Source organism: Sphingobacterium sp. (assembly GCF_032065005.1).
In the GTDB taxonomy this organism is placed as follows: Bacteria; Bacteroidota; Bacteroidia; order Sphingobacteriales; family Sphingobacteriaceae; genus Sphingobacterium.
Genome location: NZ_DAMBMM010000009.1, coordinates 14774 through 41372, shown reverse-complemented (window position 1 = coordinate 41372; position 26599 = coordinate 14774). Strand labels below are relative to the sequence as shown.

Below are 26599 nucleotides of genomic sequence, written 5' to 3'. Positions count from 1 at the left end.
TAAACGAGGATTAAATCATTGTGAAGTCAATTTTGGGTTTTTATTTTTGTTGGTAACCTGAATTATTTTCTGATATAATTCGATTGGATCGAAAGGTTTTCCAATTACGCCATCGGCTCCGGCCTGGAATGCAGCTGCTTGTTCATGTTCTAAAACCGATGCGGATATGGTAATGATCGGTATGCCATGTTTTTCAGGGATTATATGGTTCTTGATTTCCTTGATGGCCTCAAATCCACTCATGATCGGCATGTGCGTATCCATTAAGATTAAGTCGTACTGCTCGTTCTCTACTTTTTCTAGGGCCAGTCTGCCGTTCTTTACGATATCCACGGCACAGTTCCAGCTTCGTAACATATGGGCCAGCATAAAAGAGTTGAGCTCATTGTCTTCCGCTACCAAGACTTTCATCTCCTCAAATTTTGGAAAACTGTTGTAGGTCGGTACTTCTTTTTCTTTTTCGACCTCACTTTGCGCTGATTCTTCAAACCAACCTTCAAAAAAGAATTCAGAACCTTCCCCATAGATACTTCTGGCACCTACGTCACCGTTCAATAGCTTCGCTAATCGCTTTACGATCGCTAATCCTAAACCCGTTCCGCCGAATTTTTTGGTAATACCATCATCTGCCTGTTCAAAGGCCATAAAGATCTTGTCGACGGAATCCTCACGGATGCCGATACCAGAGTCTTTAACGGAAAACCGCAGCCTAAAGCGTTCGTAGTCTTTATTGACAACCTTTACGGTAAGCTGTATGGAGCCTTTTTCGGTGAACTTAAGACTGTTGGATACAAAGTTGCTGATGATCTGTTGCAACCTCAATGAATCGTAATGAATATACTGAGGGACATCTTCGTCCACTTCGATATGGAATTTCAGGTTCTTATGGGTTGCTTTGATCTTGAATATCCTATTGATATCCTCGATCATTTTGGTGAGGCTGAAATCCTCAAATTCAATCTTTAACATCCCTGAATCGATCTTGGACAGGTCGAGGATGTCATTGATGATGAGCAATAGGGAATGAGAAGCATTGTCCAGCCTTTTTAACCAATCTTTTTGTTCCACGGTGAGTTCCGAGCTCTTGAACATGTGCATGATTCCCATAATCCCATTAATGGGAGTCCGGATTTCATGGCTCATGTTGGCCAGGAATATCTCTTTGGATTTTCTGGCTTGAATGGCTTCTTCACGAGTTTTGAGCAGTTCAATCTTGGATTCTTCCAGTTCCTTATTCTTTTGGATAAGTTCCTGTTGGATCAAGATCTGTTGAACAAATGACTTAACCTTTGCTATGGTAATCTCTGGGTTCAGCGGTTTGTACAAATAATCTACTGCACCACTTTCCAGACCTTTTAATAAGTATTTGTCTTCCTTAGAAATAGCGGTGACCATGATTGCCATGATATGGCTAGTCTTGGGGTTAGATTTTAAAAGGGATACGAATTCGAATCCATTTATTTCTGGCATCTGTACATCGACCAGGGCAATTGAGATATCATCCTTCCAACAGATTTTCAGGGCTTCATTAGGGTCTGTAGAGCTCACGATGTTGACGTGGTCAACTTCCTGAAGTAGCGCATGCAGACTGATGATGTTTTCTTCCTTATCATCCAATATCAGAATATTGATCGTTTTCATAGGTGACATTACTTTAATTGACTGAAATAATCTACGATATGTTGATTTGAAATGACTTGCACTTTTTTAGAGACCTGTGTTCCAGCCAAGGGCATGGTGTCAATAATGGCTTCTTTGGGGTCTTGGACATAGCAAGCTGCACCTTGATCAACCATGGCCTTTAGGCCGGATGATCCATCGTTGTTGGCTCCTGAAAGAAGAAAAGCAGTCGCATCCTTGTTGTAAACAGCCGCTACAGAGTCAAAAAACACATCGATAGATGGTCTTGAAAACTGTACTGGGTCTGAAATGTCCAAGGAAAATATATAGTCAGGTTCTACCAGTGTATGGTAGCCCGGGGGAGCGAAATAAATATGGTTTTCCAAAATGGGCAGTTTATCACGTACCGAAATAACATTCCGGTTCAATCTTTTAGATAAACTCGTTTCGATTTTAGTTTCGTATTTCGAATTTCTATGCAATACAATGACAATAGCATCGGCGAATTTGCTAGGCAGATGATCGAGGATTTCCACGATCAATTCATAAGCGCCTGCAGAGCCCCCGATTACTATGATATGTTTTGCCAGGTTTTCCATTTCTATTTTATTTTTTGATAGATGTTGTACTCCTTGTCGATGACTTTAAAATTATCCATGATTTCATGTCTCATTAAAGTCTCCTTTGTTCCTAGGCATAAAAATCCAAACAGGGCCAAGGATTGATAAAACAGGTTGATGACATGTTCCTGAAGTTTGAGATCAAAGTAAATCAGTACATTTCTGCACGTTATTAATTGGAACTCATTAAAAACTTGATCGGTTGCCAGGTTATGGGTTGAGAACAGGATGTTTTGCCTCAGGTCATGGTTGATGATTGCGGCATCATATCTTGCCGTATAATAGTTTGAAAGACTTTCTGTTGAGTTGTATGCATTGAAGTTGTCAGAATATTCCTTGAATTTATTGATGGGATAGATCCCTTTTTTGGCAACTTCGAGCACTTTACTGTTGATGTCCGTTCCATATATAAAAGCACGGTCACTTAGATTGTTTTCCTTTAACAGAATGGCCAGGGAATAAACCTCTTCTCCGGTTGAACAACCTGCACTCCATATTTTTATCCTTGGGAAAGTCTGTAAGTAGGGGATGATATCCTTGTTGAGTTTATTGAAGAATCCAGGGTCCCGAAACATTTCAGTCACATTTACGGTGACTTCCTGTATGAAATATTGTTGGAATCCCTCAACGTTGACCAATGCATTCTTTAAATCCACCATATCCATGTCCTCCAGGTTCATGATACGTTGGATTCTGCGTTTCAATGAAGAGCGAGTATATCCGGACAGATCAAAATCTGACACATTCTTTAATAGAAAGACAATTTCTTCTACTTCTGAAAAACTCAATTCATTTGAATCTCTTAACTCAGCCATACTTGCATTAATGATACTAATTTATCAAGGTCGATGGGTTTGCTCACATAATCGTTTGCTCCCAATTCAATGGATTTTTCCCGATCCCCCTTCATTGCCTTCGCCGTAACGGCGATAATAGGCAAGTCTTTAAATTTCTTGTTTTTCCTGATTTCTTGAATGGCCTCATAACCGTCCATTTCCGGCATCATGATATCCATCAGGACGATGTCGACTTCCTTTTGCTCATCGTTAATGATGTTTAGTGCTTCCAGGCCGTTATTGGCAATCTCAATCTGCATGTTATATTGCTGTAGCGACGAGGTCAATGCAAATACATTTCGCATATCGTCATCTGCTATGAGCACCGTTTTATGATCCAAGGTGCTTGTTCCATAATTTTCTTTAGGACCAATCTTCTCTGGATGCTTGATCGGATTATATGCCGGAGCAGAAAGCTTGTTTAAGAAAAGATTTACCTCATCGATCAATCTATTGTTGGATTTACTTGATTTTAATACCATAGATTGTGTATGGCGCATGATTCTTTCGGTCTGCTCTGAGCTCAAATCATATGCTGTATTGATGATTACCGGAAGTTTCTCAAATTTTGGATTCGATTTGATGACATCCAGCATTTCAAGACCGCTTCCATCAGGCAGTTTCACATCCAAGATGATACAGTCCAGATTCTTTTCCTGTTCAAGTTTTTTCAATCCCGATTCTACCGTGAAGGCTTGGATGACATTGATGTTCTGTTCAGCAAAAGCTTTTTTGATCAGGTCACTTTGGAATTCCTGGTCTTCGATCAATAGGATCTTTTTAAGGTCCTTATTGATGTTGAGTTTAATGTTTTCAAAGGCTACTCCAATGCTTTCTCCAGTAACCGGTTTTGCCATAAAGCCAATGGCGCCACTTTCAAGGAAATCTTTCTTGTTGAAATTAGCTGCAGACATCATGTGGATCGGGATATGCTTGGTCGTCTCGTTTGCTTTTAAGGTTTTCAGGACTTCCCAGCCATCAGCCAATGGAAGCATCACATCCAGAATAATAGCATCAGGAATATTTTCCTTGGCCATCTGAATACCTGCAACACCATCATAGGCATTTAAGACATTGAAGCCAAATTCTAGAGCAAATTCCTTAAGGATATCCGCAAAATTAACATCGTCTTCAATAATCAGGATGGATTTCTTCTCCCTTACGACTTCTGCAATTGGTTCAGGTTGCACAACAGCTGCAGGTTTTGCTGCTGCCGTTTCCTTAATTGCTGGCGGAGTTACTTTTACGGCTGCTTCTTTTGCAGGAGCTGCCTCTTTATATTCCGTAAATGGAATGATCAAGGTGAATTTACTTCCTTTTCCAGATTCACTTTCCAAGGTAATCCTACCGCCCAATAAAGAGGAAATCTCTTTCGAGATTGACAATCCCAGTCCTGTTCCGCCATATTTGCGGCTTGTGGAGCCGTCTTCCTGACGGAAAGCTTCGAATATCAAGGCTTGTTTGTCCTCTGAGATCCCTTTTCCAGTATCGGAAACTGCAAAGTGTAAGTTTCCAGATTGTTTGATGATCTGCAGATTGATCTCTCCATTTTGGTCGGTGAATTTGAATGCGTTTGAAAGGAAGTTCTTTAATACTTGTTCCAAGCGGTATTCGTCGGAAATAAATTGTTCCGGTGCCTTTTTAATGTCGATATTGAATCGGATGGACTTTTCTTTTGCCACCTCTTTAAAAAGGGATTCAAGATTGGCAGCAAAATGTTTGCTATCGATGCTGTCCTTGTGGATCTCTACTTTTCCGGATTCAATTTTCGCAAGGTCTAAGAGTTCATTGATCAATTGCAACAGGTCTGAACCGGCATTATGAATGACAGAGGCATATTTGACCTGTTCTTCACTAAGGTTGCTATGTTTGTTATCCTGCAATAATTTGGCAAGGATCAAGATACTATTGAGGGGAGTGCGAAGTTCGTGGCTCATATTGGCCATAAACTCGGATTTATATTTACTTGCCTGCTCCACTTCTGTGATTTTCTGTTCTACGACGGTATGGGCAAGATTAAGGTCGTTATTGCGCTTCTCAAGCTCTGCGGCTTTTTCGTTAAGCTCTTTATTGGCTTGGGAAAGTTCTTCTTGCTGTACCCGAAGCTCTTCTTCGGAAGCTTCCAATAGATTGGTCTTATAAACCAATTCTTCATTGGTTATCCTCAATTCTTCCTGTTGAGCTTCTAGTTCTTCCGTTTGTCTTTGGGTTTCTTCAAGCAGGCCTTCAACTAAGGCATGGCTTTGGCGGCTATGTAAGGCTGAACCTATAGAACGGCTTGTTCGGGTTAGGTAGTTGATGATATTTTCTTTCTTGGAATCGGGGAAGGATCCAATAATCTCAATCAGGGCGATGCAATAATCTTCATATACTACTGGGAATAAAATCACATCAGCTTCAATGGATTTGATTACCCCAGTTTTGATCTTGCTATTGCTAACGTCAATCGAGGATAGGATCTGCGGTTTTTTAGATTCTACGACCGATCCCAAAATCCCTTCACCTTGGCGGAATAACTCGATTTTATCTTTAGGGTCTAGGCCTTTTGAGTCACGAATCCTGAATTCATAGGAGTCGATCTTTCGGACATAAAATGCCCCAGCAAAAGAATTGGTCACTTCCGAGATCACGTTCAGGGACGTTTTGGCAATTTCAGATTCCGTAGAAACGCCTGAGATGTTATTGTGGAGTTTGGAGGAATTGGTAAGGACCCAATTGACACTTTCCAGTTCTTCGGATGTTTTGGTCAAGTTGTTGTTTAATTCCTTTTCCTTTCTTGTATTTCTGCGCAGGTATTCAAGAATGCGTAGCGTTTGGATGAAAGCAAAGAATATCCCTAACAGCGATAGGATACCAAAAGCGGCGGTATACACCCTTGTACTTGCAAGTTCTTTGGATTTTTTATCAGTAAGCTTTTTCCTAGCTTCAATCACATCATTTGTGAAGGAATTTCTAGCCTGATTTATTATAGTTTGTTCATTGGCTAGGGACTTAAATATTTGGTCCGTAGATTCGGTGTTGAAATCGTGTTCGTTAGCACTAATGGAAGCCGTTATGGCTTTAATATGTTCCACAGACTTTGGTGGAGTCTGGTGCAATTCATTTGGACGTTCGATCTGTAAGATCAAGCCCTGGATTTCATCTTCTAATTGTTCCACAGTCAATGGATCTGCGGTATTATCCAGGTTCTTGTATTTGGAAAGTTTCTGTATGTCAAGTTCCCACTCCTGGATATTGTAGAATTGTTTTTGCGCCAATTCTATATAATTGTTTATGGTCTCTGAATATTCGCGTTGTTTGTTCAGGAAATACCAATAGGAGAATATAATGATTAGATTAGCGACAATGATGCTGACTATAAATTGCCACTTTAATTGACTAAACTTATTCATGTTAGAATAGTATATTAACTTTAAATTTCATAAGTATAAACTTCATTATCCAGCACAGAGATGTAAATAATGTCCTTCTAATTAAAACTTGAAACCACAATCAAGAGATGTGATTAAATCGCATTAGTTTTTAGAAAATTATGACAAAGGTAATGAACTAAATAAGAATCATTAGCACTATATATCTGTTTTATACTTAGTATCACTTGTTTTTCCATAATTTACTTGGTCCAATTCTTTAAAATTGTCGAAATAACAAAATCTAAATTAATGATTTAAATTTTAATTTTGCCGGTATAAAAAATTAATAATTAGCGTTTTAAGAATGAATTCAGTATTAAAAAATATCGAAAACATTCCTTTTACCAATCGGTTGATTGGTGTAACATCTAAAATTAAAAATAGTTTTTTATTGTTTCTTAATTTTTTATAACCTTTTTTCATTAAAAAATCATCGATATTGAGGTAAAGCTGACATGTTCGGAATATTTTTTTATCTTTAAGAAGTCAGAAACAATATTAATCTAAAAATTAATGGATTCACCGATTCAATTAGTTCTAATCATTACTGGGTCAGTAATAGCTATTTTTTTCCTGTTGTATTTGTTGCCAGTAAATCTTTGGTTTACGGCACAATTGTCGAATGTAAAGATCAGTCTTTTGAATTTAGTGCTGATGAGATTGCGTAAGGTCCCGCCATCCTTGGTGACCAATGCCATGATTACCTCGACCAAAGCAGGCTTGAAGATTACCTCCAATGAGATTGAAACCCACTATTTAGCGGGAGGAAATGTAAATAAAGTAATCAAGGCACTGATTTCCGCGGATAAAGCAAATATTCCCTTGGATTTTAAGTTGGCCACAGCCATTGACCTTGCGGGGCGTGATGTTTTTGATGCGGTACAGCTTTCCGTAAATCCACAGGTTATCAATACGCCACCAGTTGCTGCCGTTGCCAAAGATGGTATTCAGTTGATTGCGAAGGCAAGGGTAACCGTTCGTGCAAATATCAATCAATTGGTCGGGGGTGCGGGTGAAGAAACCATTCTTGCCCGTGTAGGTGAGGGTATTGTAACAACTATTGGTTCCTCGGCTAACCATAAGGAGGTTTTGGAAAATCCAGACCGTATATCAAAAACTGTTCTTTCCAAGGGATTGGATTCCGGAACGGCCTTTGAGATCTTATCCATTGATATTGCAGACATCGATATAGGTGAAAACGTAGGTGCGAAACTTCAGACCGATCAGGCAGAGGCCGACCTAAAAGTTGCTAATGCAAGAGCTGAAGAGCGTAGAGCGATGGCTGTTGCGACCGAACAGGAAATGCGTGCGAAAGCGCAGGAAGCTAAGGCTAAGGTAATCGAAGCTGAATCGCAAGTTCCAATGGCTATGGCAGAAGCTTTCAGAAATGGAAACTTAGGTATCATGGACTACTATAAAATGCAAAATATCCAAGCGGATACCGATATGAGAACATCCATAGCTAAGCCGCAAGGACCTGATAAAAAATAAATTATCTCAATCAATAAGAAAAGCCATGATTAAGAAAGTTTAGCGCTTTCTGAAATCATGGCTTTTTTTATGGCATTATAAAGGTTTATAAACGAAAAAACCCTGACGATGGGCGCCAGGGTTTGATACTAACCAATTATAAACCTAAATTATGAAAAGACAATTTTAATATAAATTCTACTTATCCTTCGAATTATGAAACAAAGGTACGGTGAGAATTAACATTTACAAAGGAATGTCGATAAAAAGTTTCCCTTGCAACCATTTTCTGACAATACCATGATTTATCTGTTGCAACAAATAAAACTTTGGCGTAAATGAATTAACAATTCAAGATTTTGGTCTATAAAAAATCTTTATTTTTGGAAATATCAATTGATTATGGTGTTAAAGAAATTTGCTGCAATCAAAGCAGTTGTATTAGATGTTGATGGAGTCCTGACAGATGGCCGACTTTTGGTGACAGAGGCTGGTGAACAGTTGCGTTCTTTTTTTGTGAAAGATGGATATGCCATGCAATTGGCAATAAAAATGGGTTTAGATATCTGGGTGATATCAGGTGGAAACTCCGAGGGTGTCAGAAAGAGGTTGGAGGGTCTAGGTATTCAAGAGATTCATTTAGGTGTAAAAAATAAAATGGATGTCATGACCCAACTTACCGAAAAACATCAATTACAATTGGAAGATTTGATGTATGTAGGAGATGACATGCCTGATTATGAGGTGATGCAGGTCGTGGGAATCGCGGTCTGTCCTTGTGATGCCGTGGATGATATCAAGACCATCTCGCATTATATGTCGCCGAAAAAAGGAGGGGAAGGAGTTGTCCGTGATGTCTTGGAAAAAATATTGAAATTGAAAGGTCGTTGGGGCGTACAGACAGAAATAAAGAGTGTTTAATGATAGTCCAAGAGAAATTAAAAGCAATCCCAATCATCTTGGGTTCTAAATCACCCCGAAGAAAGGAGCTATTGAAGTCCATGGATATAGATTTTACGGTAGAGGTTCGGGAAACCGATGAATCCTTTGATGAAAATTTGTCCCCTGAAGAGGTCGTTCAACATATTGCAGAAGCAAAATTGGCGGCATTCCATGAGCCTTCTTTCCATGATAAATTAATTATCTGCGCTGATACTATCGTCGTAGATCATTTATCTTCGGTAATAGGAAAGCCAAAGGATGCCGACGAGGCGGTGGAGGTGATTGCAGGCCTAAGTGGCAAGGAACATCAGGTCTTTACTGCTGTTGCCATGGCTTATCAAGGCGAGACAAGATCATTTGTTGAGGAGACGAAGGTGTGGTTCAACGAGCTGGATACAGAGGAAATCAGTTATTATGTCGATAGATATCAGCCCATGGATAAGGCAGGCTCTTACGGCATTCAAGAATGGATAGGCCGAATTGGCATTGAGAGAATTGAAGGTTCTTATGAAAATGTGATCGGATTGCCTACAGCCAGGTTGCAAAAGGAACTCAAGGAAATGTTTGCTGTATAAATCCAGCTTTAGATATTAAAATAAAGGGCGGAAAATTAATTTTCCGCCCCTTTTATTTACATTTTACCTTACTTAATATGATATCTAATTCCTGTGTAGAACATTCTACCGGTCATAGGTCCCCAAAGCATATTCGTGTCAAAATGCTGACCAAATGGTTGGTCAAACGCCAAGATTGGATCTTTTTGATAGAAGTTGCTTAAGTTTTCCCCACCGATATAAATATCAAAGTTTTTGTTCTTGCCTAATGTTTTGCTCACCTGAGCATTCATGGTTACATAGGCATCAGATTGACTTGCCAATTGATATTCTACTGGGTTACTGCTGGTATTTGGCAATCTTTTCTTGCCCACTACGTTCAATGTATAGTCAAAATGCCAGCCTGAGTGGGTATTGTAGGCTAGGTTCATGAATCCACGGTGCTTAGCAGTCAGCGGTTTCTGTAGTTTTCCAGATTTATATTCCGTTTCCACATCGAGCATACGGTAAGCCATTCTGGCCTCGAAGTGTGGGGCAGGCATAAATCTGAATTCAGCCTGTAAGCTATTGGAGTACGATTTCCCGTCTAAGTTATAGAATGATACTTCACGAGGGTTTTCAAAATCAACGACTACTTGGTTTTGGAAGTTATTATGGAATAGTTCCACGGACACACCTGATTCCCTTCCGAAAAGCTGGAAGCTTTGGTCAACAGTAAATCCTGTATTCCAAGATACTTCTGGTTTAAGTCCATAGGCATGTTCGCCATTAGCAAGGTTTGCCAATCCGTTAATAGCTCTGCTTGAGGCAAAGATGCCTAGGTTTTCGGCAAAGATATTGGCGGTGCGCTGTCCGCGACCTGAACTCAAGCGTAGGGTAGTTCCCAGGATAGGCTCATAACGCAAAACTGCTCTTGGTGTGGTAAACCAACCATAAAGGTTGTTGTAATCCTGACGGATTCCCAACACAGCATCAAACTTTTCACTAGGGCTATAGGTGTATTCTGCAAATACGCCTGATACAGCCTCTTTACGGCCAAAGTTGTAGGCATAATCGTTGTTGGAATTTACGCGTTTCAGATCTTCATCATAGTGGTCATATTGAACAGAAGCCCCAACCTTGTATTTGTGGGATACATCTCCGATGATATCCTGGAACAATAGGTTGGCATAATAGGAGTTTTGTTCATTATCGTAGGTGTTCAATCCAAAGAAGCTTTCTTGTTTATATTGACTTGCAGATAATTGAAGACCGATACTACGGTGTTTATTGGTCGGGAATACATAACCTAATTTACCAAAACCTTCAATTCTTTGGTTTTTGAATCCTAGACCATATTTATTGGTCGTCAATTTATCTGTATTCTCGTTGAATTCAATCTGTCCACCGATCCTATCATCGTGAAGGAATTTGACGCCGAACTGAGCAATGATCCCTTTGCCGTTTTCGAAATGCCAACGGTTTACCCCTGAGAATAGGTTTCCTACTGGAATGTCACGGAAGCCATTGTCACTGAAGTTCATTTTTTTGTTGTACATGAAGTTATCATGCAACAATAGTCCAACTGACCATTTCTCATTGATATGATGCGAAAGGTTTAGATTGACATCGGTACGGCCCATATTGTTGGCATAGGCATTAAAAAATAACTTCTCGCTGTTATGTGGTTTCTTCAGTTCAACGTTGATTTGGCCAGCCATGTTTTCAAATCCATTGGCTACTGAACCAATTCCTTTGCTGATATTGATGGCTTCGATCCAAGTTCCGGCAATACTGTTCAATCCTAAGGGAGAAGCAAAGCCTCTAGGTCCTGGTAGACCTTCAACGGTAAGTTGGGTATAAATACCAGCAAGTCCGAGCATTTGGATCTGTTTGCTGCCTGTTACGGCATCGCTGCTTACTACATCCACGGAGGCATTGGTCTCAAAACTTTCGCTAAGATCACAACATGCCGCCTTGAAAAGTTCTTTGGCCGTGATAGTCTCTACACGGTTCGGGGTCAATTTAGAAATGTAATTGGATTTCTGTCTTCTAGTGACCACGATTTCCTGTAAAGTGTTGTTCTTCGCCTGTACAACCAGGACTTCATGTAGATTTTTTACCTCGATGGTATCACCTTGCATACTGGCATGTGAGATCACTAACTTTCTGTAAGGCTTCTGGTGCATGATCTTGAAAACCCCATTTTCATTGGTCTTAACCTTTTTGTTCGGGTTGTCCAACCAGAAAATGGTGACTTCGGTAATTGGGGTCAAATCCCCTTTTTCACTTTCATTAACTACGACTCCGGTTACCTCATGGTCATGGTCGTGGTTATGTCCGCCATCGTCATCGTGCTGATGTTCCTGGCCTTCCTCATGCTGATGGCCTTCTTCTGCATGTGCATGGTCATGGTCGTGGTCATGCTCATGATCATGCTCATTCTCTTCATCCATTCTAGGATACAGGCAGCATTCATGTAATTCTTCGTAGATGGCATCAGGTGCACGGAATTCTTTGGTGTCATGACCAGCTTCAGCGATTCCCTGTTTAATTTTATCTAAGGAGTTTTTGCTGGAATCATAGGTTACAGTAGCTATACCAGTACTGCTATCCCATTCAATGGATTTTGCGCCGGCATCTTTGCCCGCGGTCTCGATCCGTTTCTTACACATGGCACAATTGCCAGAAACTTCAAATTTCTCGGTGTTAATATTGTTTTGGGCGAACAGTCCTGTGCCCACAGCTATAAAAATAAATACTAATAAATATCTAAATAAGTGCATAGTTCATTGTAATTAATAAAAATTCAAAAAGTCTAGATTGATTTTGAAAGTTTAATTAATCAAATGATGAATGTGCAGTTGAGAAGGTATACAGAATGGGTTTCCGCGAATAGGGCGGGTTTGAAAGGATTGGGTTCTTCGGGTTTATCTTCAATGATTTGTACCCAATGGTTGATGATCCAAGGGATCAAAACGATGGCCGGAGAAAAGTCGAAAGTATTGCCAAATAGCATCTTTGAACGCACTTGGTCACTTTCGGTGGTCAATTCTAAATCTACTTTGGAGTCTTGACAGGTATGGTCATCTTCACATTGGCTGTTGCTTTCCAGATCGTCGGCATGCTCATGGTCCTCGTGCAAATTGATGCACATTGGACAACTGTCATGTGATACTTTGGATTCCTCAAGAACCGAGAACATGGTACTTTTTCCACAATGGTGCATATGGATAGTAGCCCCTGTACTGCATACAGAATAAATCAATAGTAAGCATATGGCTACAATTTTTCTCATGTCGGTTTCAAATATAGGAAACTAACACTGAATATGTGGATAATTAATTGTAAATTTTTCTTGTCAAAAGAATTCACACTAATTATATTCGAATTGACTTATTACTTTATAAACCTTTGACTTATGGAAACTTTAGCTGCACATCCAAATCTGTTGTATTTGGGCTTGGTAAGCCTAGTATCAGCGGGAATCTTGGTAATTTTCCTATTCAACAAAATTCTGAGAAGAGTTAATTAAATAAAAAACCTGATTCAACTGAATCAGGTTTTTTTTCTATCCTTTTATGGAGGAAATGAAATCTGGTATTTTCTCCAAGTAGTTTTCTTCTGCCAATAACTTGACAAATGCAGTTCCTACAATGGCGCCATTGGCATATTTTGTAGCTTTTTGAAAGGTGTCCTGATTGTGGATCCCAAATCCTATCACGACTGGGTTCTCGAGATCCATATCCTTAATCCTCTGGAAATAGCTTTCTGATTGTTCCTGAACATTTAATTTTGTTCCCGTGGTCGCATTCGAAGAAAGGAGATAAATAAAGTTTGTCGAAAGTGAGTCGATTTTCCTTATTCTGTCGGCAGATGTCTGTGGGGTTACCAAAAAGACATTGCTCACTTGGTTCTCTTCAAATATTCCTTGGTACAGTTCTTCGTATTCATACATCGGAAGGTCAGGGATGATCGTACCGTTCACTCCGACCTCCTTGCAGGCTTTGCAGAAGTTCTCTACGCCATATTGAAGTACAGGATTAACATAGCCCATAAGAAATACTGGGATACTGACTCTTTTTCGTAGATCCTTCAATTGTTCGAACAAAACCTTCAGGTTCATGCCATTTTCCAGGGCTACTTCTGAACTATGTTGGATGGTAGGTCCATCGGCAACCGGATCTGAGTAGGGGAATCCAATTTCAAGGAAATCAGCACCTGCTTTTTCCAGTGCTTCTGCAATATCAAGGGTACTGTCCAGCGTTGGGTAGCCAGCGGTAAAATATATAGATAGCAATCCGTTTGCCTGTTTGTTAATCTTTATCATGTTATAAACCGAAATATTTCATGTAATTGTCCAAATCCTTGTCGCCACGTCCAGAAAGACAGATGACCACAGTTTCGTCTCCTTTAAAGTTCATTTTTTCTAGGTGAGCTAATGCATGCGAACTTTCTATAGCCGGAATGATACCTTCTAATTTCGTCAATTGTAGTCCTGCCTGCATGGCTTCATCATCTGTCGCACTCACATAGGAGCCACGACCGGATTTGAAGAGCCAAGCATGTTGGGGGCCAATCCCTGGGTAATCCAGCCCGGCCGAGATGGAATAAGGTTCGATGACTTGGCCATCTTCCGTTTGCATCAGGATCGAACGGCTACCATGTAATACGCCTTCATTTCCTAAAACGGTGGTCGCGGCGGATTCTCCACTGTCTACCCCATGACCTGCAGCTTCAACAGCAATTAACTGTACATCTTCATCATCTAGAAAGTGATAAAACATGCCTGCTGCATTTGACCCGCCACCTACGCAGGCCATTACGATATCTGGTGTTTCCTTGCCTGTTTTTTCTAATAATTGCTTTTTTGTTTCCTCCGAAATAATGGACTGAAACCTTGCCACCATATCCGGATAAGGATGTGGCCCTACCACGGAGCCGATGATGTAATGCGTGTCGACAGGGTTGTTTATCCAATCTCTTAAAGCTTCATTGGTAGCATCTTTCAGTGTTTTGCTTCCTGATGTGGCTGCAACTACCTTTGCACCCATCATTTTCATGCGCGCAACATTGGGAGCCTGTCTTTGGATATCGATCTCGCCCATATAAACCACACATTCCAAGCCTTTCAGGGCACATACGGTAGCTGTAGCCACGCCATGCTGTCCAGCGCCTGTCTCCGCAATGATGCGCTTCTTGCCTAGTTTTTCGGCAAGCAAGATCTGTCCGATGGTATTGTTGATCTTGTGTGCGCCAGTATGGTTCAGGTCTTCACGTTTCAAGAATATTTTGGCATTGTATTTTTCCGAAAGACGTTGAGCATGATATAGGGGAGAGGGTCTGCCTACATAATCACGTAACAAGTATTCAAATTCTTCCTTGAAGGAAGGGTCTTCCATTATTTGCAAGTATTGGTTTTGCAATTCTTCAACATTTGGATAAAGCATTTCAGGAATATAGGCCCCTCCGAATGGTCCATAGTATCCTTTATTATTTACTTGATATTTGCTCATTTCTGATGGTTTTCAATGCTAATTTTAATTTTTCTATATCTTTTAGGCCAGGTTCGATTTCAAATTTTGAATTGAGATCTAGGCCGATCAGTTTGTTGTCTTCAAAGTTTATGGCTTCCTGTAAGTTTTCCAAGGAGAGCCCGCCACTTAAGAAATAGGGCGTTTCGTAGGGGTACTCCTTTAGTTTTTGCCAATTGAAGGTAACTCCAGTGCCGCCATATGCTGGGCTCTTGCTGTCAAACAGGAAGTAATCGACCTGCCCAATATAAGGTTCCAATTGTTTCCAATCAAAATCTTCATCAATTCCAAAGGCTTTGATGACTTCCAAGCCTTTGTCCTTTAATGCTGCAGCAAGCTCAGCTGGTTCATGTCCATGTAGTTGGATGCTGTTGAGGTTGAAGCTTTCTGTTGCATTCATGATTTCGGCAAAGTCGGAATTTACAAAAACTCCTGTTTTTTTGATATCATTTGCCATGGTAATATTGACAAGGTCTCCCACATATCGTGCTGACTTCTTATAGAAGATATGACCAATATACTGTATTGGAAGCTCAAGGAGTTGCAAAATGTTTTGCTCTTCCTTCATGCCACAGACCTTTACTAATAGTTCCCTAGCCATTTATCAAAGTTTTAAAGCTTTTTAAGGCCTTGTGACCCAAAAGGGATTCTTCAGCCTCGTAATAACAGTCTGCAAAGCTTTTTTCTGGATGGAAGGTTTTTATTCCAAAAGCTGCATTGGTCAAGACAACATTGTTCTGGATATCATTTCCTTCGCCCTCGATAATCTGTTTGAATATCTTTGCTGCCTCTTCGATGGATTCACCACCTGCGAGATCTTGCGGTGCTACTGCCGTAAAGCCAAGCTCGTCCACCGTATAATAGTTCTCCCCTTGATTATTGATAACCTTGAAATCGCCCGTCAAGGAGATTTCATCATAACCATCCATGGCATGCATGATGCTATATTGTTTGTCGGTGTTTTGATAGAGGTATGCATAGAGCCTAGCTAATTCCAGACTAAATACTCCAACTGATTGGAACTTAGGGTTTGCAGGATTGGTCAATGGACCCAACATATTGAAGAAGGTCTTCACCGCTAAAGCTTTGCGGATAGGCGCTACGGTTTTCATTGCTGGATGAAACAATGGCGCATGTAGGAAACAGATGTTGGCTGTTTCTAATTGTTTCTTTAGGACATCTTTATCAGCAGTAAATTTATAGCCCAAGTACTCCATGACGTTGGAGGATCCGCAGCTGGATGATACGCCTACATTTCCATGTTTGGCAACATGGTAACCAGCACCTGCCACCACAAAAGAGGCTAGTGTGGAGATATTGAAAGTGTTTTTTCCATCACCACCGGTTCCGCACATGTCAATCAGGTCAAATCCATTGAAGTCTACTTTGTTGCACAGGTCATACATCGCGTCGCGGAAACCGCCTAGCTCCTCCACACGGATACTGCGCATTCCATAGATGGTCATGAAGGCAGCGATCTGATGGGTATCGTATTTTCCTGTTGCAATGTTCGTCAGGATATCATAAGCCTCTTTTCTGCTGAAGGACTTGTATTCAAATAGATGCGCTAAAATTTCTTTCATATTTTTTTCAATAAAAAAGGGCTTGCCGAAAAGGCAAGCCCACTATTATTTAGTTCTTTAATTCAACCAATAGGTGTCTGCCACAACATTATTTGTTGTGCCACCACCAAGCTGTATTGAATTGTACTGTTTTCATCGTTAGTTCAACAAATATCCAAGATGTTTTTGAGAATTGCAAGAAATCCTTTCAAAAAATGATTTTTTGTTAATAAGTGACAAAGTGAGCCATTTCATTCCCTTTGGATACCAAGGTAAATGATCCGATTTTATCCCCTTCTACGTAGATGCTGGTAACCAGTCTGTTCTTGTAATAAACGAAGAACATATTATCTACATCCAGATCTTCTGGATCGATATCCCGAACCTCCTTACGAGGAAGTTCAGCGTAGTTTTTGATTTCGATCTGATCGATGTTTTTACTGCTTAGGTTCAGTCTGATTTCTTCCAAACTGACCTCTAAATAGTCATATAGTTCATCGGAAGGTTCATTCACGATGACCCATTTGCTGAGGATTACATCCAAAGCGATTTCATTATCATTCAGGTCGTAGATAAAGTCTGTTGCGATATCCCTGCTATTGACAGTATATTCTTCGGTTCGATCATCTCCATGTTCAAACTGGGCAAAGCTGATCGTTGGGCTGATAAAAAGCAAGAAATATAGTAAGTAATGTTTCATTCAGTAAATTTTATTGTCGTTCTATGGACATAAAAAATGCAGAAAGGATTAATTTGTTTGGAGGTTTGCAACATATAATCCCCATGATATTAAAAAAGCGCCCTTCTTCAAGGCGCTTTCTATACCGATTTTAATATTCGTCTTCGTTGAAAAAGAAATCATCTTTTGTTGGATAATCTGGCCAGATTTCCTCAATGTTTTCATAAGGTTCACCATCATCTTCCAACGCCTGAAGATTCTCAATTACTTCAACTGGTGCTCCAGAGCGAATCGCATAATCAATTAATTCGTCTTTTGTCGCTGGCCATGGAGCGTCTTCTAAATGAGAAGCTAATTCAAGTGTCCAATACATATCTCTTTAATTAAGTTTCACGTTTTCGCAAAAATAATATTTAATTTAACTAATGCAAGGAAATTATCTTTAATTCTTTGTTAACAGGTATATTTCTCAGAAAATCAACGTTTTAAAATGAAACATTTCTTAAAATCAACTCCCTTGATTCCATACTTTTTTCATTTTTTCATAGACTTCTATTTCAATAGAGTCATATTTTTGACTTGAACTGCTGTCATATGTAATCGGTTTGAGTACCGATATTTTTATGACGCCTGGTTTTGAACCAAATCTTCCGCCATCATCCCATAAGATTTCCCATGCATTATGGATGACAACAGGGAGTATTGGAATGTTGTTCTCAATCGCCATTTTAAAGGCTCCAGCCTTAAATTTGTGCAATACTGGTGGGAACTCTTCATCAATTTTTCCTTCTGGAAAGATAACAACCGACTTGCCTTCATGTAGAAGTTCAGTGGCTCTTTTGAAGGCCTTGAAAGCCGAAATCTTGCTCTGACGGTTGACAGGGATATCGATCGATTTAAAGAAAATACGTGTGACGGGATTCTTTAACAATTCAACCTTTCCAATAAAAGAAAATTCCTGCGGACAAAGGTAGGTAAGAGCTGTAATATCTAATATGGAGGTATGGTTAGGGCAGATGATGTAGGGTTTGCTCCAATCAATAGTTTCTTCATAATCTATTTTGAACTTGATGCCTACTAAATGGACACTTAGGATGGAAATCCATTTTCTGAACCAAACAATGGAGGAGTAATGTTTATTCGGGTTCTTAGAAAGGAAATATAAAAAAGGAAAACATATTGAAAAGAAAAAAAGGACAGATATGAAATATAATAACCTATGTATTCTCTTTAAAAATATTAACATATCTTCCTTAAACGTCTTGTCTGATGGTATAAAAATATAAAAAGCTTCACAATCGTGAAGCTTTTTATTTTATTTACTTAGTTCAGCATAATATTTATGGAACAATGGAATAGTTTCAATTCCTTTTAAATAGTTTTCAATACCGTACTTTTCATTTGGAGAGTGCAGGTTATCTGAATCCAATCCAAAGCCTAAAAGCACTGTTTTGATACCCAATTCCTTTTCAAATAGGGCAACGATTGGAATAGATCCACCACCTCTTGTCGGGATTGGTTTTTTATTAAAAGTCTCTTCCAATGCTTTTTCAGCAGCTTTATAAGCGATGCTATCTGTAGGGGTAACCACTGGTTCACCACCGTGGTGAGGTTTTACCTCTACTTTTACAGATTTAGGAGCGATCTTTTCAAAATGTTCTTTGAACAATTTGGTGATACGCTCTGAGTTTTGATTAGGGACCAAGCGCATGGAGATCTTCGCGAAAGCTTTTGAAGGCAATACGGTCTTAGCTCCTTCACCGATGTAACCACCCCAGATTCCGTTTACTTCCAAAGTCGGACGGATACCAGTGCGTTCGATCGTAGTGAAGCCTTTCTCACCCCATAATTCTTGAACACCTAAATCATTTTCGTATTCCTGAACATCAAAAGGAGCTTCGTTCAAAGCTTTTCTTTCTGCATCAGTCAACTCCAATACATCATCATAAAATCCTGGAATCGCGATATGGTTGTTTTCATCATGCAACGAAGCGATCATCTTTGAAAGAATGGTTGCAGGGTTAGCTACAGCACCACCATACACGCCAGAGTGAAGATCGCGGTTAGGGCCAGTGACTTCAACTTCAACGTATGAAAGACCACGCAATCCTGTTTCTAATGAAGGATTTTCGAGGCTGATCATGGATGTGTCCGAAATAACGATTACATCAGCTTTAAGGCGTTCTTTGTTTGCATTGACAAAGATGCCCAGATTTGCAGAACCTACTTCTTCCTCTCCTTCGATCATGAATTTAACATTACATGCCAATTCATTTTCTTTCATCATATATTCAAAAGCTTTAACGTGCATATAGAACTGACCTTTGTCGTCAGCAGCACCACGAGCGTAGATTTTACCGTCGCGAACAGTTGGCTCAAATGGAGGAGTTTCCCAAAGTTCAATTGGGTCTGCCGGCTGCACGTCATAATGTCCATAAACCAAAACTGTAGGTAAACTTGGGTCGATGATCTTCTCCCCATATACGATTGGATAGCCTGCAGTAGGACAGATCTCAACATTGTCTGCACCAGCATCCTTAAGTTTTTGAGCTACAAATTGTGCTGTATTGATTACACCTTCCTTGAACTGTGGGTCAGCACTAACTGATGGAAAGCGCAATAATTCAAATAATTCTTCTAAGAAGCGATCTTTGTTTGCTTCTACATAGTCTTTGATTTTTTGCATTTCAAAAGTGTTTTTACAAAGGTAATGAAATAAATTTTACAAGAGCTGTAACTTTTTCTTTCTCCCGGCGACATATGTTTACATAGATTTTCAATAAATGAAATCTCGTTTTTTAAAGCATTGTGTTAAATGATTGTTAAAGATCTTTTAGTTTTCTGTTATTTCTCACAATAGTGATAATTTAGTGCTGCCTTTATTTGATTTGAAACTTTAACTTTTTTATGAAACCACTAACCAAAGTAATCTTAAGCCTATTTCTCGGTTTATTTTCACTTGCCAGTTTTGCCCAAACTAAAATTACGGGTACTGTCGTTGATGAAACGGACAAGACGAAGCTTATCAATGCGACCGTCATGCTTTTGCAGGCGAAAGATTCCATCCTCGTAGACTTTACGAGAGCAAATCAAGAGGGCAAATTCTCCCTCAATAATCCCGACACCACGGATTATTTAGTCATCATCAGCTACCCAAAGTTTGGTGACTTCTTTGAAACAATCAGCAAAGGTTCTGGAAACAAGAGTCTTGGTGAAGTCACTATGCAAAGTGCTGCCAACCTGATTGAAGAAGTATTAATTACCGGTAAGATTCCCGTAGTCATCAAGGGAGATACCGTGGAATATGATGCATCCAGTTTCGTAACTGAAAAGAATGCAAAGGTAGAAGACCTTCTAAAGGTGCTCCCTGGTATTTCTGTCGATGCATCAGGTAAGATTACTGCCCAAGGAAAGACCGTTGAAAAGGTGCTAGTCGATGGGGAGGAGTTTTTCGGAGATGACCCTAAACTGGTAACCCGTAATATCCGATCGGATATGGTGGATAAGGTGCAGGTCTTTGAGAAAAAATCTGAAGAGGCTGAACGTACGGGTGTTGACGATGGAACCCGCGTTCAAACCATTAACGTGAAATTAAAAGAAGATGCCAAGAACGGTATGTTCGGCAAGCTTGAAGCTGGTGGCGGTTTAGATGATAATTCTGGATATTATCTCGGTAAAGCAGCTATCAATAAATTTAAAGGATCCCAAAAGATCTCTGCATACGGCATTACATCCAATGATGGAACTACCGATCTAGATTGGCGCGAAGCTGAGAAGTTTGGTGTAGATAACGGTAATATGACCGTATTGGATGATGGTGGAATCATGATCACTGGTGGTGGTGGATTCCTGAACAACACCAATAGGGGGCAGCCAAAAGCCTTGACCGCTGGGGTTTCATTTATGGATGCTTGGAAGGAAAAGAAACATAAGCTGAACCTGAACTATAAATATGGTATGGCTGAAAATGAAATCAATACCAATACCATTAGCCAAACTCCTTTAACCGAGGGTATCTCAAACTCTGAAACAGATAATGATGATATCTCCAAAAGTACAGGACATCGCTTGAATACCAAATATGATGTAAATATTGATTCATTGACAACCCTGACTTTGCGTGTTGCTGCTTCAAAAATGAACAGTGAGAATAATACGCAGAGAAGCGGAAAGAGCTTTAAGAACGGTGAATTGCAATCTGAAGATGAACGTTCTCAAGATATCAATTCCTCAAATGACAACTTCAACTATGATGCAAACTTCACAAGGAAATTTGCTAAAGAGGGTCGCTCCATCAACCTGAAATTCACTGGGAACCTAGGTAAAACGGAATCGGACATGATGTTGAACTCTTCATTGAAAAACGTCGTAGAAGGAACGGAGACCCTTGTTGATCAGTTTAAAGACAATTCCAACAACTCTAATTCGATCATGGCTGCTGCAACTTATACAGAGCCTTTTTCCAAGAAGATCAATATGGCTTTTGGATATGAGTACACCAATTCAAAGGCCCACTCTATCAATAGTGCATACAACAAAGATGCTTCTGGAAACTATACCGATTTCGATGAGGAATTCAGTAATGACTTTAATTTCAATACAGTTAGGAACGCAGCGAACATCTCGTTCAATTACAAAGCCGATAAAATTGAATTTAACCTGACCAATAACATCAGACATGATGATATGTTCCAAAAGAACAACTTGGCAGGAAATGAAATGAGCAGAGATTACCTTACTTACAATCCTAGAGCTCGTTTCAGATATAACTTCACCAAGGCTAAGTCGTTGAATATATCTTACAACAGATCCAATTCATTGCCTTCTCTGTTCCAGATCCAACCTTTGAAACAGAACGAAGACCAGATGAACCAATATTTCGGGAATGAAAGTTTGAAACCATCCGTTTCCAACAACTATAACCTGAACTACTATTGGTATGACATGCTGAAAGGAAAGAATATGTACACCGGAATTGGTATGACGCAGACATTAAATGCGATCCAGACCGATGTGGTTATCCATCCTTCCCTGAAAAGAGACCTTTATTATGTCAATACCGATAAGGCCATGATCAATGGTTATGTATATGGTGGTTACTTTTTTGATCTGATCAAGAAACAGCAGATCAAGATGAACTTCGGATTGAACGCAAACCTGAATAACTATTACAACAAGATCAAAGACCTTTCTGATGTCAATAATCCAAAGGATTTTGAAGAAAACAAAAACATCAGCTACAGCTTCGGAACGGATATCGGTTTCCAAAAAAATACCACCAAAGGCTTTGACTTTTACCTGAATTTCTCTCCAGGTTATAGAGTGTTGAAAACCACCCTGAACCCTGAGTTGAACTCTGAAGGTTTCACTTTTGACTCTTACGGTAGATTTACTTACTACCTGCCAGCGAAGATCCAATTGACCGGTGAGTTGAACTACGAGTATGAAGCGGCAACTAAATCATTACCTACCGATTTCAGTAGGTTGAAGTTCAGTCCAGGTATTTCCAAGAAATTCATGAAAAATGAAAGTCTGATCGCATCGTTCTACGTGAATGACGTATTTAATCAAAACGTTGGATTCAGCAGAAGCCAATCAGGACAGGCGATCACCCAACAACGCTTTAACAATATCGCAAGATATTACATGCTGAAACTATCTTGGGAATTCACATCAATGAAAGGAGCTGAGTAATTATGAAAATGAAATATATATTATCGACAATACTTTTGGCCATCCTGAGCATGGGATTCGCCAATGCACAATATGCTTTCTTCCCTGAACAAGGAACCATTACCTATGACAAAACTGTTCACGTCAAGAATCTGATGCGTAGGCATATCCAAACCCTGAAAGATGGAGATTTCTCCAAGAAGTATTTTGAGGAAATGATGGCCAAAGTGCCGGAGACAGCAGTATTAAATAAAAAACTATCCTTTAGTGGATCTGAATTCTCCGTGGAGCCTATTGAGAAGGACCAACCGCAAATGATTGCAAACCTTCTGCGTATGGGACTTTTGGATTACGGTGCCAAGATTTATCAGAACATAGCAAAGAACGAATCTTTACAGACCATGGAAATGGGAGGCTCACTGATCAACATTAAGGACTCTCTGACGAACGTTAAGTGGAAGATAACAAATGAGTACAGAAATATTGCTGGATACGATTGTAGGCGAGCTAACGGCGTCACATTGGACTCTGTGTATGTAGTTGCCTTCTACACCGATCAGATTCCGACTGCCGGATCGCCTAGTACCCTGCATGGCTTACCAGGAATGATCCTAGGATTGGTTGTTCCAGAACAGCATTTTAATATCTACGCCACAAAAGTGGAAATGCAAGCGACGACAGTTAACTCCAATATCTTTAAGAAGAAAGCCGATACCATGACCAGGCAACAGACCAAAGACCGCATGAAGGAAATCTTTGGCCGTTGGATGACCGACAAACAGTTCAACCTGATTATGGCTGCCATATTCTTATAGGATCATATTAAGATCTTATTTATTAAGCAATTCAAAATTAATGATGATGCAAAGGGCTGGATTTATCCGGCTCTTTCGCTTTGAGAGAGTATTTAGTAGAAAGTATTTAGTATTTAGACCTAGGTTCATCCCTAAATAGGGTTGACCGTTTTTATACTTTTCTCATTTTCATCAAATCTAGTAAGAGTGGTTTAGGAGATAACATTCCCCTAAACCACTTTTTTTCAAACTCCTCTGGGGCTGACCTTCCTAAGGAGTCGTGATTCCATTCAACTGATATAGGAATATTAATCTTGGTCTATCCTCTCATCCCTTTAATCCTGGTTCAAAAGTATCCCCAATCCTGCTGCAACTGCAAAAAAAATCCCGGTCAGTACTGGCCGGGATTTTTATGCTTTAATTCAACGAATTATTTCTTCTCGTTTTTCTTAGAAGTAACATCGTTACGAATTTCTTGAGCTAAAGTTTTGATCTCTTGTAACCCTTTACGAACGCGTGTTCCTGCAGCAGAGTTTCCGTTATTGAAGAATTTTTCTGCGTCAGCTTCGATTGAAGCTACTAGCTCTTTTAATTTAGTGTAGTTTTCCATTTTTTAATTAATATAATTTTAGTTTTTCTTAATTAATTCTCTAATATATCATAAATATACAAAAGGAATGCAAACAATGCGAATTTTAAAATGTTTTTTTGTGTTATAAACGCCTTTTTTGTGGCATCTACTCTACTATTTTCAATTCGTCGATGATGTTTTGAGCACCCGCAAACTTGTCGATTATGAAAAGAACGTATCGGATATCAACCGAAATAGTACGTTGCAATTTTGGATCAAAAATCACGTCTCCAGCCATTGCTTCAATGTTTCCATCAAAAGCCAAGCCAATTAATTCGCCATTTCCGTTCAAAACAGGTGATCCGGAGTTACCGCCGGTGATGTCTTGGTCACTTAAAAAGTTAACCGGTAGATAGCCCGCTTTATCTGCATAACGTCCAAAATCCTTATTTTCATATAGTTCCATTAACCTTTTTGGTAAATCGAACTCCTCATCTCCTGGTTTATATTTTGCAATGGTACCTTTCAATGTTGTGTAATAATTTTCTTTGGCATCATTCCTTTTGTCCTTAGGCAATGCTCTAATCGTTCCATAAGTCAAACGCAATGTAGAGTTTGCATCTGGATAATATTTGCCATTAGGGTCCATTTTCAAAACTCCAGCGATGAATTTTCTGGATGCCGCCAAGAACTCATCATTCATCTTTTCAGCCTCCGGAGAAGTCTCACGGTATTTATCCATCAAAGATGATGATAGTTTGTAAAGAGGGTCTGCATCAATCAGCTCTGCTTTAGGGTTTTTAAGGTATTCAGCCAATTTTGCCTGTGATCCAAAGATGCTGTTGTCAAAAGCTGTTTTGATATCCGATTGGAAGTTCCCGCTGTTCTTGTTTGCCATTTCACGAACATAAGGAGCGATTTCACCACCTTTTGCTGCGTATAGGTTCAGTTCATCAGCCAATACATCAATTTCCAATGGCATATATGCTTTCTCGTAGTTATCCGCGATAAATGCTTCCAAGCGTGGAGCCATTTCTTTGCGTTTAGCTTCGTTTTCTTGTGCATATTGTTTCAAACCATTTCCTAAGGTAGCAGGGATTGCTGCGAAAGTCGAAGAACGTAACATACCAATCAGGTAATTGTCTTGTCTGGCCTTATCGTTTGTTTTCGCGTAGAAATCATTGATTACCGCTAGGACATTGCCATATTGTTCCTTGTTTTCAGGACGGTTTGCCCATTTGTTGAATTTCTTCTCTTGCTTGCGTTTTGCCGCTGCGGTCTTGTGCTTTTTCAAGGCATCGATCATCCCTTGTCTATTTTTCCAGTAGTTTGCCACTCCAGAATATTTAGAAGCATAGTTTAATTTTACCGCTTGGTCTTTATCCATGTATTTTTTCATGGCATCCATACCCACTTTAGAAGCTTCAACCCATGCTGGATACGCATAATTGACGTTTTGGTCAATTCCTGCAGCATTCATCCAACGGTTTGTACGGCCTGGATAACCTAGGATCATGGAGAAATCGCCATCTTGGAAACCTTTGATGCTCACTGGCAAGAATTTCTTAGGCTTCAACGGTACGTTGTCCTTAGAATATTCAGCTGGATTACCATCTTTATCAGCATAAACACGGAAGATAGAGAAGTCACCTGTATGGCGAGGCCATTCCCAGTTGTCGGTATCACCTCCAAATTTACCGATGCTGCTTGGCGGAGTTCCTACCAAACGAACGTCTGTAAAGTCTTGGTAAACGAAGTAGTAATATTCATTTCCATTATAGAATGGGCGAACAGAAACTACGTATTTACCATTTTCGCTGTTTTCTTGTTGGATCTTGGCAATTTCTTGATTGATCACTTTTTCGCGTTCCTTTTCCGACATCTTATCGTTTACCAAACCTAGGATACGTTTAGAAACATCATCCATACGGACAAAGAAACGAACGTACAAAGATTTAGGCTTTAATTCCTCTGCATGGTTTTTAGCCCAAAATCCATTGGTCAGATAATCATGTTCTGGAGTAGATAATTCTGCGATAGCGCCATAACCACAGTGGTGGTTCGTGAATACCAATCCGCTTCCTGAAACAATCTCTGCGGTACAACCGCCATTAAACTGCACGATTGCATCTTTCAAGCTGGAGTTATTGATGCTGTAAATTTCTTCGGCTGTGAGTTTTAAGCCTTTTTTTTGCATGTCAGCTTCGTTCAGACGCTTTAGGTGCATCAAGAACCACATGCCCTCATCCGCAAATGAGAAAGTGCCAACGAGCGTCAGCACACATAGTAATACTAGTTTTTTCATATCAACCTTTTTTGTGGTAGGACAAATTTGCTGGAATTTAGGCGCAA

The 26599-nt window shown here is 39.8% G+C and carries 21 protein-coding genes; 5 read left to right on the top strand and 16 right to left on the bottom strand.

The window, feature by feature from the left end:
* Positions 1 to 15: 15 nt before the first annotated feature.
* From RT138_RS14310 to RT138_RS14295, 4 genes are read right to left on the bottom strand one after another with little or no spacing between them, the layout of a single operon-like run.
* Complete coding sequence (locus RT138_RS14310; protein WP_313191233.1) at positions 16 to 1641, bottom strand: response regulator; 1626 nt, start codon at positions 1639 to 1641, stop codon at positions 16 to 18.
* Between the two features lie 8 nt (positions 1642 to 1649).
* The gene (locus tag RT138_RS14305; protein WP_185211191.1) at positions 1650 to 2219 is read right to left on the bottom strand and encodes a chemotaxis protein CheB; all 570 of its coding nucleotides are present in this window, start codon (positions 2217 to 2219) and stop codon (positions 1650 to 1652) included.
* 2 nt (positions 2220 to 2221) lie between these two features.
* Positions 2222 to 3055 carry a protein-glutamate O-methyltransferase CheR gene (locus RT138_RS14300; RefSeq protein WP_185215955.1) on the bottom strand — a complete coding sequence of 278 codons (834 nt, stop codon included), beginning with the start codon at positions 3053 to 3055 and terminating at the stop codon, positions 2222 to 2224.
* Positions 3043 to 6468, bottom strand: coding sequence for a response regulator (locus tag RT138_RS14295; RefSeq protein WP_313191232.1), 3426 nt, complete (start codon positions 6466 to 6468; stop codon positions 3043 to 3045). Before RT138_RS14295 ends, RT138_RS14300 begins: the two co-directional genes overlap by 13 nt.
* A 534-nt stretch (positions 6469 to 7002) precedes the next feature.
* Here RT138_RS14295 and floA point away from each other — a divergent pair.
* The 3 genes from floA (at position 7003) to RT138_RS14280 (ending at position 9476) form a co-directional block, all read left to right on the top strand.
* On the top strand, positions 7003 to 7980 hold the full coding sequence (gene floA / locus RT138_RS14290; protein WP_185211185.1) for a flotillin-like protein FloA: 978 nt from the start codon (positions 7003 to 7005) through the stop codon (positions 7978 to 7980).
* Positions 7981 to 8361: 381 nt separating this feature from the next.
* Complete coding sequence (locus RT138_RS14285) at positions 8362 to 8880, top strand: KdsC family phosphatase (protein WP_313191231.1); 519 nt, start codon at positions 8362 to 8364, stop codon at positions 8878 to 8880.
* A complete protein-coding gene (locus RT138_RS14280; protein WP_313191230.1) occupies positions 8880 to 9476 on the top strand; it encodes a Maf family protein in 597 nt (198 codons plus the stop codon). Before RT138_RS14285 ends, RT138_RS14280 begins: the two co-directional genes overlap by 1 nt.
* Positions 9477 to 9544: 68 nt before the next feature.
* Here the strand turns inward: RT138_RS14280 and RT138_RS14275 are convergent, their stop codons facing one another.
* The 10 genes from RT138_RS14275 to RT138_RS14230 all read right to left on the bottom strand — a co-directional run bounded on the left by RT138_RS14275 (position 9545) and on the right by RT138_RS14230 (position 19895).
* Positions 9545 to 12220 (bottom strand): TonB-dependent receptor domain-containing protein, encoded by a 2676-nt coding sequence (locus RT138_RS14275; RefSeq protein ID WP_313191229.1) that lies wholly within the window; start codon positions 12218 to 12220, stop codon positions 9545 to 9547.
* 59 nt (positions 12221 to 12279) lie between these two features.
* Entirely contained in the window at positions 12280 to 12732 is a 453-nt protein-coding gene (locus tag RT138_RS14270; protein ID WP_313191228.1) for a hypothetical protein, read from the bottom strand.
* A gap of 273 nt (positions 12733 to 13005) precedes the next feature.
* On the bottom strand, positions 13006 to 13764 hold the full coding sequence (gene trpA, locus RT138_RS14265; protein ID WP_313191227.1) for a tryptophan synthase subunit alpha: 759 nt from the start codon (positions 13762 to 13764) through the stop codon (positions 13006 to 13008).
* 1 nt (position 13765) lies between these two features.
* On the bottom strand, positions 13766 to 14950 hold the full coding sequence (gene trpB / locus RT138_RS14260) for a tryptophan synthase subunit beta (protein ID WP_185211175.1): 1185 nt from the start codon (positions 14948 to 14950) through the stop codon (positions 13766 to 13768).
* Positions 14928 to 15569 (bottom strand): phosphoribosylanthranilate isomerase, encoded by a 642-nt coding sequence (locus tag RT138_RS14255; protein WP_313191226.1) that lies wholly within the window; start codon positions 15567 to 15569, stop codon positions 14928 to 14930. The genes trpB and RT138_RS14255 overlap by 23 nt, the downstream gene beginning before the upstream one ends.
* Positions 15562 to 16551: an anthranilate phosphoribosyltransferase gene (gene trpD / locus RT138_RS14250; protein WP_313191225.1), complete on the bottom strand. Its 990-nt coding sequence runs from the start codon at positions 16549 to 16551 to the stop codon at positions 15562 to 15564. Before trpD ends, RT138_RS14255 begins: the two co-directional genes overlap by 8 nt.
* Positions 16552 to 16756: 205 nt before the next feature.
* Positions 16757 to 17230, bottom strand: a complete 474-nt coding sequence (locus tag RT138_RS14245) for a hypothetical protein (RefSeq protein ID WP_313191224.1) — start codon at positions 17228 to 17230, stop codon at positions 16757 to 16759.
* Positions 17231 to 17360: 130 nt separating this feature from the next.
* The gene (locus RT138_RS14240; RefSeq protein ID WP_002996718.1) at positions 17361 to 17582 is read right to left on the bottom strand and encodes a DUF2795 domain-containing protein; all 222 of its coding nucleotides are present in this window, start codon (positions 17580 to 17582) and stop codon (positions 17361 to 17363) included.
* A gap of 135 nt (positions 17583 to 17717) precedes the next feature.
* On the bottom strand, positions 17718 to 18455 hold the full coding sequence (locus RT138_RS14235) for a lysophospholipid acyltransferase family protein (RefSeq protein ID WP_313191223.1): 738 nt from the start codon (positions 18453 to 18455) through the stop codon (positions 17718 to 17720).
* Positions 18456 to 18524: 69 nt separating this feature from the next.
* On the bottom strand, positions 18525 to 19895 hold the full coding sequence (locus RT138_RS14230) for a dipeptidase (protein WP_185211166.1): 1371 nt from the start codon (positions 19893 to 19895) through the stop codon (positions 18525 to 18527).
* Positions 19896 to 20116: 221 nt separating this feature from the next.
* On the opposite strand from RT138_RS14230, the gene RT138_RS14225 reads away from it, so the two are divergent.
* Both RT138_RS14225 and RT138_RS14220 read left to right on the top strand, forming a co-directional pair.
* Positions 20117 to 22903, top strand: a complete 2787-nt coding sequence (locus RT138_RS14225) for an outer membrane beta-barrel protein (protein ID WP_313191222.1) — start codon at positions 20117 to 20119, stop codon at positions 22901 to 22903.
* 8 nt (positions 22904 to 22911) lie between these two features.
* The gene (locus tag RT138_RS14220; protein ID WP_313191221.1) at positions 22912 to 23697 is read left to right on the top strand and encodes a GLPGLI family protein; all 786 of its coding nucleotides are present in this window, start codon (positions 22912 to 22914) and stop codon (positions 23695 to 23697) included.
* Between the two features lie 409 nt (positions 23698 to 24106).
* On the opposite strand, the gene RT138_RS14215 is transcribed toward RT138_RS14220, so the two are convergent.
* Both RT138_RS14215 and RT138_RS14210 read right to left on the bottom strand, forming a co-directional pair.
* Positions 24107 to 24286, bottom strand: coding sequence for a histone H1 (locus RT138_RS14215; RefSeq protein WP_185211160.1), 180 nt, complete (start codon positions 24284 to 24286; stop codon positions 24107 to 24109).
* 127 nt (positions 24287 to 24413) lie between these two features.
* Complete coding sequence (locus tag RT138_RS14210) at positions 24414 to 26552, bottom strand: S46 family peptidase (RefSeq protein WP_185215966.1); 2139 nt, start codon at positions 26550 to 26552, stop codon at positions 24414 to 24416.
* Positions 26553 to 26599 lie beyond the last annotated feature (47 nt).